Raw genomic sequence first — 15,793 nt, forward strand, 5'->3', positions numbered from 1 at the left:
ATACACCGCAACTCGCTTCTTAAGCAAATTGCTTGGGTGTTATATGGTCAAGCCTCACGGGCAATTAGTATTGGTTAGCTCAACGCCTCACAGCGCTTACACACCCAACCTATCAACGTCGTAGTCTTCGACGGCCCTTCAGGGAACTCAAGGTTCCAGTGAGATCTCATCTTGAGGCAAGTTTCCCGCTTAGATGCTTTCAGCGGTTATCTTTTCCGAACATAGCTACCCGGCAATGCCACTGGCGTGACAACCGGAACACCAGAGGTTCGTCCACTCCGGTCCTCTCGTACTAGGAGCAGCCCCTCTCAAATCTCAAACGTCCACGGCAGATAGGGACCGAACTGTCTCACGACGTTCTAAACCCAGCTCGCGTACCACTTTAAATGGCGAACAGCCATACCCTTGGGACCGGCTTCAGCCCCAGGATGTGATGAGCCGACATCGAGGTGCCAAACACCGCCGTCGATATGAACTCTTGGGCGGTATCAGCCTGTTATCCCCGGAGTACCTTTTATCCGTTGAGCGATGGCCCTTCCATACAGAACCACCGGATCACTAAGACCTACTTTCGTACCTGCTCGACGTGTCTGTCTCGCAGTCAAGCGCGCTTTTGCCTTTATACTCTACGACCGATTTCCGACCGGTCTGAGCGCACCTTCGTACTCCTCCGTTACTCTTTAGGAGGAGACCGCCCCAGTCAAACTACCCACCATACACTGTCCTCGATCCGGATAACGGACCTGAGTTAGAACCTCAAAGTTGCCAGGGTGGTATTTCAAGGTTGGCTCCACGCGAACTGGCGTCCACGCTTCAAAGCCTCCCACCTATCCTACACAAGCAAATTCAAAGTCCAGTGCAAAGCTATAGTAAAGGTTCACGGGGTCTTTCCGTCTAGCCGCGGATACACTGCATCTTCACAGCGATTTCAATTTCACTGAGTCTCGGGTGGAGACAGCGCCGCCATCGTTACGCCATTCGTGCAGGTCGGAACTTACCCGACAAGGAATTTCGCTACCTTAGGACCGTTATAGTTACGGCCGCCGTTTACCGGGGCTTCGATCAAGAGCTTCGCGTTAGCTAACCCCATCAATTAACCTTCCGGCACCGGGCAGGCGTCACACCCTATACGTCCACTTTCGTGTTTGCAGAGTGCTGTGTTTTTAATAAACAGTCGCAGCGGCCTGGTATCTTCGACCGGCATGAGCTTACGGAGCAAGTCCTTCACCCTCACCGGCGCACCTTCTCCCGAAGTTACGGTGCCATTTTGCCTAGTTCCTTCACCCGAGTTCTCTCAAGCGCCTTGGTATTCTCTACCCAACCACCTGTGTCGGTTTGGGGTACGGTTCCTGGTTACCTGAAGCTTAGAAGCTTTTCTTGGAAGCATGGCATCAACCACTTCGTCATCTAAAAGATGACTCGTCATCAGCTCTCGGCCTTAGAATCCCGGATTTACCTAAGATTCCAGCCTACCACCTTAAACTTGGACAACCAACGCCAAGCTGGCCTAGCCTTCTCCGTCCCTCCATCGCAATAACCAGAAGTACAGGAATATTAACCTGTTTTCCATCGACTACGCTTTTCAGCCTCGCCTTAGGGACCGACTAACCCTGCGTCGATTAACGTTGCGCAGGAAACCTTGGTCTTTCGGCGTGGGTGTTTTTCACACCCATTGTCGTTACTCATGTCAGCATTCGCACTTCTGATACCTCCAGCAAGCTTCTCAACTCACCTTCACAGGCTTACAGAACGCTCCTCTACCGCATCATCAAAAGATGATACCCGTAGCTTCGGTGCATGGTTTGAGCCCCGTTACATCTTCCGCGCAGGCCGACTCGACTAGTGAGCTATTACGCTTTCTTTAAAGGGTGGCTGCTTCTAAGCCAACCTCCTAGCTGTCTAAGCCTTCCCACATCGTTTCCCACTTAACCATGACTTTGGGACCTTAGCTGACGGTCTGGGTTGTTTCCCTTTTCACGACGGACGTTAGCACCCGCCGTGTGTCTCCCATGCTCGGCACTTGTAGGTATTCGGAGTTTGCATCGGTTTGGTAAGTCGGGATGACCCCCTAGCCGAAACAGTGCTCTACCCCCTACAGTGATACATGAGGCGCTACCTAAATAGCTTTCGAGGAGAACCAGCTATCTCCGAGCTTGATTAGCCTTTCACTCCGATCCACAGGTCATCCGCTAACTTTTCAACGGTAGTCGGTTCGGTCCTCCAGTTAGTGTTACCCAACCTTCAACCTGCCCATGGATAGATCGCCCGGTTTCGGGTCTATTCCCAGCGACTAAACGCGCTATTAACACTCGCTTTCGCTACGCCTCCCCTATTCGGTTAAGCTCGCCACTGAAAATAAGTCGCTGACCCATTATACAAAAGGTACGCAGTCACCCAACAAAGTGGGCTCCCACTGCTTGTACGCATACGGTTTCAGGATCTATTTCACTCCCCTCTCCGGGGTTCTTTTCGCCTTTCCCTCACGGTACTAGTTCACTATCGGTCAGTCAGTAGTATTTAGCCTTGGAGGATGGTCCCCCCATATTCAGACAAAGTTTCTCGTGCTCCGTCCTACTCGATTTCATGACTAAGAGATTTTCGCGTACAGGGCTATCACCCACTATGGCCGCACTTTCCAGAGCGTTCCGCTAATCTCAAAGCCACTTAAGGGCTGGTCCCCGTTCGCTCGCCACTACTAAGGGAATCTCGGTTGATTTCTTTTCCTCAGGGTACTTAGATGTTTCAGTTCCCCTGGTTCGCTCCATACACCTATGTATTCAGTGTAAGGTAACCATCTTATGATGGCTGGGTTCCCCCATTCAGACATCTCCGGATCAAAGTCTGTTTGCCGACTCCCCGAAGCTTTTCGCAGGCTACCACGTCTTTCATCGCCTCTGACTGCCAAGGCATCCACCGTATGCGCTTCTTCACTTGACCATATAACCCCAAGCAATCTGGTTATACTATGAAGACGACATTCGCCGAAAATTTGCTTCTCTTTCGAGAACTCACAAATTTTACCTTAGCCTGAACAACACCAGTGAAAGTGTTCTCCAGTCTATCTTTCTATCACATACCCAAATTTTTAAAGAACGAACTGGTCAAAGACCAGAAATCAACATTCACCATCGAACCGATGGAATGCTCATTTCTAAGCTTTAGCGAGATGTAGAAGCAGTAAATGGTGGAGCCAAACGGGATCGAACCGTTGACCTCCTGCGTGCAAGGCAGGCGCTCTCCCAGCTGAGCTATGGCCCCGTATTGCTACAGGCTTTTCCACAAAATGGGTGGGTCTGGGCAGATTCGAACTGCAAAATCTGACCTCACCGCTCTTTACCTTGGAGGCGGGGTGCGCTCTTGCCAAGTACCTCACCAGTATTTGGTGGGTCTGGGCAGATTCGAACTGCCGACCTCACCCTTATCAGGGGTGCGCTCTAACCAACTGAGCTACAGACCCGAATTCGGGCGTGCAAAGCATTAAGCTGCTTCTATCGTCTTCTTCAATGAATCAAGCAATTCGTGTGGGAACTTGCGAAGAAGCTGAGTCTTCGATTAAGGAGGTGATCCAGCCGCAGGTTCCCCTACGGCTACCTTGTTACGACTTCACCCCAGTCATGAATCACACCGTGGTAACCGTCCTCCCGAAGGTTAGACTAGCTACTTCTGGTGCAACCCACTCCCATGGTGTGACGGGCGGTGTGTACAAGGCCCGGGAACGTATTCACCGCGACATTCTGATTCGCGATTACTAGCGATTCCGACTTCACGCAGTCGAGTTGCAGACTGCGATCCGGACTACGATCGGTTTTGTGGGATTAGCTCCACCTCGCGGCTTGGCAACCCTCTGTACCGACCATTGTAGCACGTGTGTAGCCCAGGCCGTAAGGGCCATGATGACTTGACGTCATCCCCACCTTCCTCCGGTTTGTCACCGGCAGTCTCCTTAGAGTGCCCACCTTAACGTGCTGGTAACTAAGGACAAGGGTTGCGCTCGTTACGGGACTTAACCCAACATCTCACGACACGAGCTGACGACAGCCATGCAGCACCTGTCTCAATGTTCCCGAAGGCACCAATCCATCTCTGGAAAGTTCATTGGATGTCAAGGCCTGGTAAGGTTCTTCGCGTTGCTTCGAATTAAACCACATGCTCCACCGCTTGTGCGGGCCCCCGTCAATTCATTTGAGTTTTAACCTTGCGGCCGTACTCCCCAGGCGGTCAACTTAATGCGTTAGCTGCGCCACTAAAATCTCAAGGATTCCAACGGCTAGTTGACATCGTTTACGGCGTGGACTACCAGGGTATCTAATCCTGTTTGCTCCCCACGCTTTCGCACCTCAGTGTCAGTATGAGCCCAGGTGGTCGCCTTCGCCACTGGTGTTCCTTCCTATATCTACGCATTTCACCGCTACACAGGAAATTCCACCACCCTCTGCCCTACTCTAGCTTGCCAGTTTTGGATGCAGTTCCCAGGTTGAGCCCGGGGATTTCACATTCAACTTAACAAACCACCTACGCGCGCTTTACGCCCAGTAATTCCGATTAACGCTTGCACCCTCTGTATTACCGCGGCTGCTGGCACAGAGTTAGCCGGTGCTTATTCTGTCGGTAACGTCAAAACACTAACGTATTAGGTTAATGCCCTTCCTCCCAACTTAAAGTGCTTTACAATCCGAAGACCTTCTTCACACACGCGGCATGGCTGGATCAGGCTTTCGCCCATTGTCCAATATTCCCCACTGCTGCCTCCCGTAGGAGTCTGGACCGTGTCTCAGTTCCAGTGTGACTGATCATCCTCTCAGACCAGTTACGGATCGTCGCCTTGGTGAGCCATTACCTCACCAACTAGCTAATCCGACCTAGGCTCATCTATTAGCGCAAGGCCCGAAGGTCCCCTGCTTTCTCCCGTAGGACGTATGCGGTATTAGCGTTCCTTTCGAAACGTTGTCCCCCACTAATAGGCAGATTCCTAGGCATTACTCACCCGTCCGCCGCTGAATCAGGGAGCAAGCTCCCTTCATCCGCTCGACTTGCATGTGTTAGGCCTGCCGCCAGCGTTCAATCTGAGCCATGATCAAACTCTTCAGTTCAATACTGCAATTAGGTTTTGAGAAAACCTTATAAACTTGGCTCAGCAATCGTTGGTTAAACCATGATATCTCGTGGAGTAACTGGCGATGCTGATAATCAGTTGACTTCAGTCTTACAGCGCAAGCACCCACACGAATTGCTTGATTCAGTTGTTAAAGAGCGGTTGGCTGATTCTTTCGTCTCAACCGAGGCGCGCATTCTACAGCGTCCTCTGTATCTGTCAAGCGGTTATTTTAAGAAGTTTTCAAAGTTTCCTTATCAACTTCAACCACTTGCGCTTCGTTTGACTTGGCGTCTCACGTTAGCGGGAGGCGAATTCTACAGCGTTACAACCTGCTGTCAACCACCTTCTTCACCGCTTCCGAATTCACCTTGAAAACCGAAACCCTTCCTCGCTGCTTACTTCGGTTAACTGCTTGATTATCAAGAAGTTTTCCGTTTCGTCTGCGCCGGAAGTGGGGCGAATTATAGATAGATTCTGAGGGGCGTCAAGAGGTTATTTCAGAAAGCTTCAAAAAGTTGCGAGCTGCAAGCTACAAGCTGCGAGAAAGGCCAGGAACACCCGCTTGCAGCTTGTAGCTTGCAGCTGCTTCTATAACACCCCTGCCTCACGCAACCTGACGACATCCCCTTCCTCCAACCCCAGTACCCGCTGCAGCACCCCCTGGGTATGCTCCCCTAATAGAGGAGGAGCCATACGGTACTCGACGGGGGTCTCGGAAAGACGAATAGGGCTCGCCACCTGCGGCAGGCTCCCGGCCAGCGAATGCGGCATGGTCACGGCCAGGCCCCGCGCCAACACCTGCGGATCGGCGAATACCTGGGCCAGGTCATTGATCGGCCCGCAAGGCACACCGGCGCCCTCAAGCTCAGTGACCCACTGCGCCGTGCTCTTGAACACAGTCGCCTGGCGAATCAGCGGGATCAGCTGCGCACGATTGGCTACTCGCAGCTTATTAGTAAGGAAGCGCGGATCATCCGCCCACTGCGGCTGGCCGGCCACTTCGGCAAACCGCCTGAACTGGCTGTCGTTGCCCACCGTCAGGATGAAATCGCCATCTGCGGTCGGAAAGTCCTGATAAGGCACTATATTAGGATGGGCATTACCCAAGCGACGCGGCGCCACTCCCGTAGTGAGGTAGTTCATCGCCTGGTTGGCCAGGCAGGCCACCTGCACATCCAGCAATGCCATATCGATATGCTGCCCGGAGCCGCCTTGCTCGCGATGAGCCAGTGCGGCAAGAATGGCCGTGGTCGAATACAGCCCGGTAAGAATATCGGTCAGCGCCACGCCCACTTTCACCGGCCCCGCACCCTCTTCACCCTCCGGGCGACCGGTCAGGCTCATCAGCCCGCCCAGCCCCTGGATCATGAAGTCATAACCGGCGCGCTTGGCATAAGGCCCGAACTGGCCGAAGCCGGTGATCGAACAATATATAAGCTGCGGATTGATCGCCTTCAGCGACTCGTAGTCCAGGCCATAAGCCGCCAACCCGCCAACCTTGAAGTTTTCTATAAGAATGTCGGACTTGGCCGCCAACTCCCGCACCAGCCTTTGCCCTTCAGGCTGAGTGAAGTCGATGGTCACCGATTGCTTGTTGCGATTGGCCGACAGGTAGTAAGCCGCCTCGTTGGTGTCCTTGAGGAAGGGCGGGCCCCAGGCACGGGTGTCATCGCCATTGCCCGGACGCTCGATCTTGATCACGTCGGCTCCAAGGTCAGCGAGGATTTGCCCCGACCAAGGACCGGCCAGTACCCGGGACAGGTCCAGCACCCGCAGATGAGAAAGCGCGCCCATGACTCTCTCCTTAATAGAAGGCCTGGATACCGGTCTGCGCACGCCCAAGGATCAGGGCATGAACATCGTGGGTGCCTTCATAGGTATTGACCACTTCCAGGTTGACCAGATGGCGGGCGATACCGAACTCGTCAGAGATGCCGTTACCCCCGAGCATGTCGCGCGCCATACGGGCGATATCCAGAGACTTGCCGCAGGAGTTGCGCTTCATGATCGAAGTGATCTCCACTGCCGCCGTACCTTCATCCTTCATCCGCCCCAGACGCAGGCAACCTTGCAGGGCCAGGGTGATCTCGGTCTGCATATCGGCCAGCTTCTTCTGGATCAGCTGGTTGGCGGCCAGAGGGCGACCGAACTGCTGACGGTCCAGGGTGTATTGCCGAGCGGTGTGCCAGCAGAATTCCGCCGCACCCAATGCGCCCCACGAGATGCCATAGCGCGCCGAGTTCAGGCAGGTGAACGGGCCTTTCAGACCGCGCACATCCGGGAAGATGTTCTCTTGCGGCACAAAGACGTTATCCATGACGATCTCGCCGGTGATCGATGCGCGCAGGCCGACCTTGCCGTGGATAGCCGGAGCACTCAGACCCGCCCAGCCCTTTTCCAGAACGAAGCCGCGAATATCACCCGCATCATCCTTGCCCCAGACCACGAAGACGTCAGCGATCGGGCTGTTGGTAATCCACATCTTGCTGCCCGACAAGCGATAACCGCCTTCGACCTTCTTCGCCCGAGTGATCATCGCGCCCGGATCCGAGCCGTGGTTAGGCTCGGTCAGGCCGAAGCAGCCGATCCATTCACCGGTGGCCAGCTTGGGCAGGTACTTCTGCTTCTGCGCTTCAGTACCGAATTCGTTGATAGGCACCATGACCAGCGAGGACTGCACGCTCATCATGGAGCGATAGCCGGAGTCGACACGCTCGACCTCACGGGCGATCAGGCCATAGCAGACATAATTCAGGCCACTGCCGCCGTAGATTTCAGGAATGGTCGCGCCCAACAGGCCGATTTCGCCCATCTCGCGGAAGATTGCCGGGTCGGTGCGCTCATGGCGGAACGCTTCAAGCACGCGCGGAGCCAGCTTGTCCTGGGCGAACTGTTCGGCGCTGTCGCGAACCATGCGCTCTTCTTCAGTGAGCTGTTGATCCAGCAACAGCGGGTCGATCCAGTTGAAGCTTGCCTTGGCAGCCATGAGTCACTCCTTGGTCAGGGAACGCAGTAAAGAAAAATCGAGTGCCTTGATCCTAGACCCGCCCTGCACCTTCGACAAACGAGGATTTCGCATAGTCTTGTGCTAATTTCTCACTCCGTGGGCCTGTAATGACCAAAATGGCCCACGTATTAGTGAGGTCCGCGTACATGCGCCGCAAAATCCCCAGTACCGCCGCCCTGATCAGCTTCGAAGCCGCCGCCCGCCACGAGAGCTTTACCAAGGCCGGCCAAGAGCTTTCCCTGACCCAGAGCGCCATTTGCCGACAGATCGGCAGTCTTGAGGAGTTTCTCAATGTAGAGCTGTTCCGACGCTCCAAGCGTGGGGTGAAGTTGACCGAAGCAGGGCTTTCCTACAGCCGCCGTGTGGCACAGCAGCTTGACGCCGTAGAACGCGACACCCTGTCAGTGATGGGCCAGCAGGGCGCCAATGTCATCGAACTCGCCCTGGTGCCGACCTTCGGCACGCAATGGCTACTGCCCCGGCTCAAGGACTTCCAACAGCGCCATCCAGAGGTGACGGTCAATCTGACTAACCGCACTCGCCCCTTCCTGTTCGCCGATACCAATTTTGATGCCGCCATTTACTTTGGCGATGCCGATTGGTCCGGTACTGCGGCTCATCGCCTGATGAGCGAGAACCCGCTGCCGGTATGCAGCCCCGCGCTGATGGGCAATCAGCAACAACTGAGCGCCGAACAGATCGCCGAACTACCGTTGCTTCAACAGACCACGCGCCCCTATGCCTGGCGCCAGTGGTTCAATGACGTAGAGCTGAATGTGCCGCGGGACATGACCGGCCCGCGCTATGAGTTGTTCTCGATGCTAGCCCAGGCTGCCATGCACGAAATGGGCATCGCTCTGATCCCACCCTTCCTGATTCAGCGCGAACTGAAGGAGAAGCGCCTGGTGGTCGCCAACCCCCATGCCCTTTCCAGCCCCAAGGCTTACTACCTGATGATTCCGGAGCGCAAGGTCGAGTCCGCGTCGCTGCGAGCGTTTCGCGACTGGCTGATCGAGCAGTCCCACGCCTACGAACTGCCGTCGCGCTAAAGGCCCACGAATGTAGTGGATATAGAAAAATGCCTACAGATATAACTATTTGTCGCCTGTAGGACACTGTATAGACAAGCGTAAAAACCACTGAAATTCCCGCTGAAAGCCATATGATTCGATGCCTGCAGGATTCACGCGGCTTATTCGGCGCAGAAATTACAAAAAAACATGTTTCGTCCACCTATTCTCTGAAGGCCTTGTATATAAAGGCCTGTAGCGAACATGGGCGACAATCGGTCGCAGGGAAATATGTAGTTAAATTAAAACCTCCTTACAGAACCTATTGAAGCCCCCTGTTATCGCCTGCAAAATGCCGCGCCCCGCCCTGAATACGCGGGGTCGTGCTGATCGGCCGCCACGGATTCCCACTGCTCCGTGGCCAAGGTCTATTCAATAAAGACAAGAAGATCGCGCAGGAGATTCAACGTGCACATCGGTGTCCCTCTCGAAACCCACATAGGTGAGTCGCGGGTTGCTGCAACCCCGGAAACCATCAAGAAACTGGTCGGCCAAGGCCATCGGGTCACGGTACAGAGCGGAGCCGGCATCGGCGCAAGCATTACCGACAGTGCCTATGAAGCCGCGGGCGCCAGTATCGGTGATGCGTTTTGCGCCGAGCTGATCCTCAAGGTCGCTGCCCCCAGCGACACCGAACTGGCACAGATCAACAACGGCACAGTTGTGGTCGGCATGCTCAATCCATTCAATAACGAGGGGCTGGCAAAGATGGCCGAGCGCGGCATAACCGCATTCGCCCTTGAAGCCGCACCGCGCACATCCCGCGCGCAGAGCCTCGATGTACTGTCCTCGCAAGCCAACATCGCCGGATACAAAGCGGTCTTGCTGGGCGCTCATCATTACCCACGCTTCATGCCCATGCTGATGACCGCTGCCGGTACCGTTAAGGCTGCCCGCGTGCTGGTACTCGGCGCTGGCGTTGCCGGTTTGCAGGCCATTGCCACAGCCAAGCGCCTGGGCGCCGTGGTCGAGGCGTCCGACGTCCGCCCGGCGGTCAAGGAGCAGATCGAGTCCCTCGGCGCCAAGTTCATCGACGTGCCTTACGAGACCGACGAAGAACGTGAATGCGCAGTGGGTGTCGGCGGCTATGCCCGGCCAATGCCTGCCAGCTGGATGCAGCGCCAGGCAGTGGCCGTGCACGAGCGCGCAAAGCAGTCGGACATCGTCATCACCACCGCCCTGATCCCTGGCCGCAAGGCCCCGGTACTGTTGAGTGCCGAGACCGTTGCGCAGATGAAACCAGGTTCCGTGGTCATCGATCTGGCCGCAGCCCAAGGCGGCAACTGCCCGCTGACCGTGGCTGACCAGGTGGTGGTCGAGAATGGCGTGACCATCGTCGGGCACACTAACCTCCCTGCGCTGGTCGCAGCCGATGCTTCGGCGCTGTACGCCCGCAACCTGCTGGACTTCATGAAGCTGGTCTTCACCAAGGAAGGCCAGTTCGAGATCAACCTCGAAGACGACATCGTCGCCGCGTGCCTGATGTGCCGCGACGGCCAAGTCATCCGCAAGAACGGCTGAGGATAAAAATAATGGAAGAGCTCATCTCCCCCGGGGTCTATAACCTGATCATCTTCGTGCTGGCCATTTATGTCGGTTATCACGTGGTCTGGAACGTTACGCCCGCCCTGCACACCCCACTGATGGCCGTGACCAACGCGATCTCCGCCATTGTCATCGTCGGCGCCATGCTGGCTGCAGCCCTGACTGTTACGCCTCTGGGCAAGACCATGGGCACCCTGGCCGTGGCCTTGGCAGCCGTGAACGTGTTCGGTGGCTTTTTGGTCACCCGGCGCATGCTGGAAATGTTCAAGAAGAAAGCCCCCAAAGTAAAAGAAGAGGCGGCCAAATAATGAGCATGAACCTCGTCACCCTGTTGTACCTGGTTTCGGCTATCTGCTTTATCCAGGCACTCAAGGGCCTGTCGCACCCGACGACGTCGCGACGCGGCAACCTGTTCGGCATGCTCGGCATGGGCTTGGCCGTGGTCACCACCATCGGCCTGGTGTTCAAGCTGGCGGCGCTGTCGACCGTGGAAGGCACCAGCGCCGGCATTGGCTACATCCTCATTGGCCTGCTGGTCGGTGGTACGGCTGGCTCGATCATGGCCAAGCGTGTGGAAATGACCAAGATGCCGGAACTGGTCGCCTTCATGCACAGCATGATCGGCCTGGCAGCGGTGTTCATTGCCATTGCTGCCGTGGTCGAGCCGCAGTCGCTGAATATCGTCAAGAACCTCGGCGATGCCATTCCGGCCGGTAACCGTCTGGAATTGTTCCTTGGCGCGGCGATTGGCGCAGTGACCTTCTCCGGCTCCGTGATCGCATTCGGCAAACTGTCGGGCAAGTACAAATTCCGCCTGTTCCAAGGCGCACCAGTACAGTTCGCAGGGCAACACAAACTGAACCTGATCCTTGGTCTGGCTACCTTGTTTTTCGGCCTGACCTTCATGTTCACCGGCAGCCTCAACGCCTTCGCCATCATGCTGGCCCTGGCCTTCGTCATCGGTGTACTGCTGATCATCCCGATCGGGGGTGCCGACATGCCGGTGGTGGTGTCGATGCTCAACAGCTATTCGGGCTGGGCGGCGGCGGGTATCGGCTTCTCGCTGAACAACTCGATGCTGATCATCGCCGGCTCCCTGGTGGGCTCTTCGGGCGCGATCCTGTCCTACATCATGTGCAAGGCGATGAACCGCTCGTTCTTCAATGTGATCGGCGGCGGCTTTGGCGGTGCGACGGACGCGGCAAGGCCTGCGGGCTCGCAAGAAGCCCGCCCGGTCAAATCCGGTTCGGCTGACGACGCGACCTTCCTGCTGACCAACGCCGACACCGTGATCATCGTGCCGGGTTATGGCCTGGCGGTAGCACGGGCGCAGCATGCGCTTAAAGAGCTGACCGAGAAGCTGATCCATCACGGCGTCACCGTGAAGTACGCGATTCACCCGGTCGCCGGGCGTATGCCGGGGCACATGAACGTGCTGCTGGCCGAGGCCGAAGTACCCTACGACCAGGTGTTCGAGATGGAGGATATCAACTCCGAATTCGGTCAGGCCGACGTGGTGCTGGTATTGGGCGCCAACGACGTGGTCAACCCGGCGGCGAAGAACGATCCCAAGTCGCCGATTGCCGGGATGCCGATACTTGAAGCCTTCAAGGCCAAGACCATCATCGTCAACAAGCGCTCCATGGCCAGTGGTTATGCCGGCCTGGATAACGAACTGTTCTACCTCGACAAGACCATGATGGTGTTCGGAGACGCCAAAAAGGTGATCGAGGACATGGTGAAGGCGGTCGATAACGCATAGTCTCCACACGCTTTGAAAGAAGCCCCAGCGCGGTGATCCGGCTGGGGCTTTTTACATTCCGCGTAATAGTGTTTTGCGCTGAAAGCCGCTAATTAGAGCCTCTAAATGCGACCTTGGTAGCGGGACGAAATAAATCCAAAACTCTAGACTGAGCCCTCGCTTTCACCTTCCGAGATATCCCCATGTACCGTGATCGTATTCGCTTGCCTTCGCTCATGAGCAAGATCATGAGTGCGGCCGACGCCGCCGCCCTGATTGAAGACGGCATGACCGTCGGCATGAGCGGCTTCACCCGCGCTGGCGAAGCCAAAGCAGTACCCCATGCATTGGCCGAAAGAGCCAGGCTGCATCCTCTGAAAATCAGCCTGATGACCGGTGCCAGCCTGGGCAACGACCTGGACAAGCAACTGACCGAATCGGGCGTATTGTCCCGACGCATGCCGTTCCAGGTCGACAGTACACTGCGCAAGGCCATCAACGACGGCAGCGTGATGTTCATTGATCAGCATCTGTCCGATACCGTTGAGCAGCTGCGCAACCGTCAGATCAAGGCTGTCGACCTGGCCGTGATCGAATGCGTGGCGATCACGGACGAAGGCCATCTGGTACTGAGTACCTCGGTCGGTAACTCAGCCAGCTTCGCCATCCTCGCCAAGCAGGTGATCGTCGAGATCAACCTCGCCCAGCCACTGGAGCTGGAAGGCCTGCACGACATCTATATCCCCAGCTATCGCCCGACCCGCCTGCCGATTCCGGTACTCAAGGCCGACTCGCGCATCGGCAGCACGGCGGTGAAGATCGACCCGGCAAAAATCGTCGGTATCGTCATCAGCAACCAGCCGGACTCCAACTCGACGATCCTGCCGCCGGACGATGAAACCCAGGCCATTGCCAATCACCTGGTGGAGTTCTTCAAAAAGGAAGTGCGCGAGGATCGCCTGACCAACCAGTTGATGCCGCTGCAGGCCGGCATCGGCACCATCGCCAACGCGGTGATGCATGGCTTGCTCGACTCGCCGTTCCACGACATGACCATGTATTCGGAAGTGTTGCAGGATTCGACCTTCGACCTGTTCGACGCTGGCAAGCTGAGCTTCGCCTCCGGCAGCTCCATGACCCTGTCCGCCGCCAAGCATGCCGAGGTGTTCGCTGACTTCGGTCGTTACAAGTCGCGCCTGGTGCTGCGTCCGCAGGAAATCTCCAACCACCCGGAAGTGATTCGCCGCCTGGGTATCATTGGCATCAACACTGCGCTGGAATTCGACCTGTACGGTAACGTCAACTCTACTCACGTCTGTGGCACACGGATGATGAATGGCATTGGCGGCTCTGGCGACTTCGCGCGCAACGCGCATCTGGCGATCTTCGTCACCAAGTCCATCGCCAAGGGCGGCGCCATCTCCAGCGTCGTGCCCATGGTCAGCCATGTGGACCATACCGAGCATGACGTCGATATCCTCGTTACCGAACAGGGCCTGGCCGACCTGCGCGGCCTCGCGCCCCGTGAGCGCGCCCGGGTGATTATCGACAATTGTGTGCACCCGGATTACCGCGAAGCCCTCAATGCCTACTTCACTGCCGCCTGCGCCAAGGGTGGACACACTCCGCATGTACTGCGCGATGCACTCAGTTGGCACTTCAACCTGGAGGAAACCGGGCAGATGCTGCCACGCTAAAAGCAACAGTTGGCAAAGGGCCTCGATTTTCGTGGCCTTTTTTTTAATTGTGTTTTGTCTGCCGGAGAAAACTGTACTTCTGTACCGGTGGTTTTTGGGGTCTAAATCAGACTTTTCCCTGTTTTCGAGCACAAAACGCACCAACAAGGTGCTTACCAGTACAGTTGCCCCATTTACGAACAAAACAGTGCCGTTATACAGTTAACTGAACCCTCACAATACAGTTGAACTGTGTCTGTAGAGACTAGGCAAAGAGGAGGAATATGGGCACCAGTTAAATCACTATCTAATCCCGCCACAAGCGGAAGGAAGAAGCACCATGGAACGCACAATCAGTTCCGACATGTTCTACGACAACACCGCTCCACAAGCCCAGGCTGCATGGCCTCTGCGCGCTTTCGCTAACCTGATGCTCTGGCAGCGTCGTCTCTCCAGCCGCCATCAACTGGCTCGTCTGGATGCACGTCTGCTGGCTGACGCCGGTATCAGCGAATCGCAGCGTTACGAAGAGCTGAGCAAGCCGTTCTGGCGCTGATTTAGCGCTCGCTGGTCCTGACCCAAGGGTCACTCACCAGCAACCCGAATTGTGCAAACAAAACCCGTCGCAGGTGACTGCTGACGGGTTTTGTCGTTTTGGGAGCGATTTTTTGCGGGATGGAGGCAACTGCGAGAAAACAGTACAGATTATTCAATTTGAATATATCGTAAGAACTGTTTTAACCGTGGGAGCGAGGCTTGCCCGCGAAGAACGATAACGCGGCATGAGCGAAAAACCCTGAAGTCCAATTCGCGGGCAAGCCTCGCTCCCACAGGCCCGTGTTAGGCTTGCAGCCGATCTGTCTGTGCAATCTGTACAGATCGCCATTTTATTCAACTGTACATGTCCTTACCTGATGGAGTTCACCCATGAACCGCCTCCGCCTGCTGGGCGCTGCAACCCTTCTGGTTCTCGCCACCAGCGCGAACGCCACCAGCTTCCTGGCCACCACCGATGCCCTGGTCGGCGCCTTTGACGCTTCGACCAACGCTACCTCTGACGTGTCCTCCTCGTTCCACGACGACAAGATCGTGCGCGCTGCCCGCGACGATGCCGCCAGCTTCGTTGCCAGCGCCGGTGAGATCCGTGGCGTACAGCTGGAAAATGCCTTCCAGCACATCCGCGCAACCCTGCCTCAGCTGCAAGCCAGCGATGCCCAACTGGCCCAGGCGATCCTGACGATCTGACGCCAGATGACAAATTGTGTCCGGGCTGGCTCTGGCCCGGGCATTGCGCTAGCCTTGCGGCTCGTTTCGCAGCGTTAGAAAGCCCATGCGTTTATTGCCACTCTCGTTTCTCGCAAGCACCGTCGGCCTGTTGTTCAGCGCCCAGGCTTGGGCCTTCGATGCAACGACACAAGGGCTGGTCATCCTCGGCTATGCCACCAGCCAGGTGACGACCGGGCCTTTCGACAAAAAACTCATACTTGCCGCCCAGGATGATGCAGCGGCGTTCGTCGCCAGTGATGGCCAACTGCGAGGAGCACAGCTGGAGTCAGCCCTGACTCAGCTACGCCAAAGATTGCAAAATCTTCATGCCAGCGACCTTGAACTGGCGCAGGCAATCCTCGTCCAATAGTCACTTTTTGTATCTCGTGCATC

10 protein-coding genes, 2 tRNA genes and 2 rRNA genes are annotated in these 15,793 nt (G+C 56.2%); 8 read left to right on the top strand and 6 right to left on the bottom strand.

Going from position 1 to position 15,793, the window contains the following annotated elements:
• Positions 1-43: 43 nt before the first annotated feature.
• The 6 genes from AC1Z24_RS30750 to AC1Z24_RS30775 all read right to left on the bottom strand — a co-directional run bounded on the left by AC1Z24_RS30750 (position 44) and on the right by AC1Z24_RS30775 (position 8,081).
• Positions 44-2,937: ribosomal RNA gene (locus AC1Z24_RS30750) — 23S ribosomal RNA — on the bottom strand.
• 245 nt (positions 2,938-3,182) lie between these two features.
• Positions 3,183-3,258: transfer RNA gene (locus AC1Z24_RS30755), tRNA-Ala, on the bottom strand.
• 122 nt (positions 3,259-3,380) lie between these two features.
• Positions 3,381-3,457 (bottom strand) — tRNA-Ile (locus AC1Z24_RS30760).
• 96 nt (positions 3,458-3,553) lie between these two features.
• Positions 3,554-5,090 (bottom strand): 16S ribosomal RNA (locus tag AC1Z24_RS30765).
• Together the 16S and 23S rRNA genes with 2 tRNA genes alongside form the textbook arrangement of a ribosomal RNA operon.
• A gap of 593 nt (positions 5,091-5,683) precedes the next feature.
• Positions 5,684-6,889, bottom strand: coding sequence for a CaiB/BaiF CoA transferase family protein (locus AC1Z24_RS30770; RefSeq protein ID WP_483743979.1), 1,206 nt, complete (start codon positions 6,887-6,889; stop codon positions 5,684-5,686).
• A 10-nt stretch (positions 6,890-6,899) separates the two neighbouring features.
• Entirely contained in the window at positions 6,900-8,081 is a 1,182-nt protein-coding gene (locus tag AC1Z24_RS30775) for an acyl-CoA dehydrogenase (protein ID WP_483743980.1), read from the bottom strand.
• Between the two features lie 167 nt (positions 8,082-8,248).
• On the opposite strand from AC1Z24_RS30775, the gene AC1Z24_RS30780 reads away from it, so the two are divergent.
• The 8 genes from AC1Z24_RS30780 to AC1Z24_RS30815 all read left to right on the top strand — a co-directional run bounded on the left by AC1Z24_RS30780 (position 8,249) and on the right by AC1Z24_RS30815 (position 15,770).
• Positions 8,249-9,151, top strand: coding sequence for a LysR family transcriptional regulator (locus AC1Z24_RS30780; RefSeq protein ID WP_483743981.1), 903 nt, complete (start codon positions 8,249-8,251; stop codon positions 9,149-9,151).
• Between the two features lie 429 nt (positions 9,152-9,580).
• On the top strand, positions 9,581-10,693 hold the full coding sequence (locus tag AC1Z24_RS30785) for a Re/Si-specific NAD(P)(+) transhydrogenase subunit alpha (RefSeq protein WP_483743982.1): 1,113 nt from the start codon (positions 9,581-9,583) through the stop codon (positions 10,691-10,693).
• Positions 10,694-10,704: 11 nt separating this feature from the next.
• The gene (locus AC1Z24_RS30790) at positions 10,705-11,025 is read left to right on the top strand and encodes an NAD(P) transhydrogenase subunit alpha part 2 (RefSeq protein ID WP_483743983.1); all 321 of its coding nucleotides are present in this window, start codon (positions 10,705-10,707) and stop codon (positions 11,023-11,025) included.
• Complete coding sequence (locus tag AC1Z24_RS30795) at positions 11,025-12,479, top strand: NAD(P)(+) transhydrogenase (Re/Si-specific) subunit beta (protein WP_483743984.1); 1,455 nt, start codon at positions 11,025-11,027, stop codon at positions 12,477-12,479. The genes AC1Z24_RS30790 and AC1Z24_RS30795 overlap by 1 nt, the downstream gene beginning before the upstream one ends.
• A 182-nt stretch (positions 12,480-12,661) precedes the next feature.
• Complete coding sequence (scpC, locus tag AC1Z24_RS30800; protein WP_483743985.1) at positions 12,662-14,155, top strand: succinyl-CoA:acetate CoA-transferase ScpC; 1,494 nt, start codon at positions 12,662-12,664, stop codon at positions 14,153-14,155.
• 319 nt (positions 14,156-14,474) lie between these two features.
• Positions 14,475-14,690: a DUF1127 domain-containing protein gene (locus tag AC1Z24_RS30805; RefSeq protein WP_259100865.1), complete on the top strand. Its 216-nt coding sequence runs from the start codon at positions 14,475-14,477 to the stop codon at positions 14,688-14,690.
• 371 nt (positions 14,691-15,061) lie between these two features.
• A complete protein-coding gene (locus AC1Z24_RS30810; protein ID WP_259100867.1) occupies positions 15,062-15,379 on the top strand; it encodes a DUF2388 domain-containing protein in 318 nt (105 codons plus the stop codon).
• Positions 15,380-15,464: 85 nt separating this feature from the next.
• Positions 15,465-15,770 (top strand): DUF2388 domain-containing protein, encoded by a 306-nt coding sequence (locus AC1Z24_RS30815; protein ID WP_483743986.1) that lies wholly within the window; start codon positions 15,465-15,467, stop codon positions 15,768-15,770.
• The last annotated feature ends 23 nt before the right edge of the window (positions 15,771-15,793 follow it).

It is taken from the genome of Pseudomonas sp. JL23 (assembly GCF_056933585.1).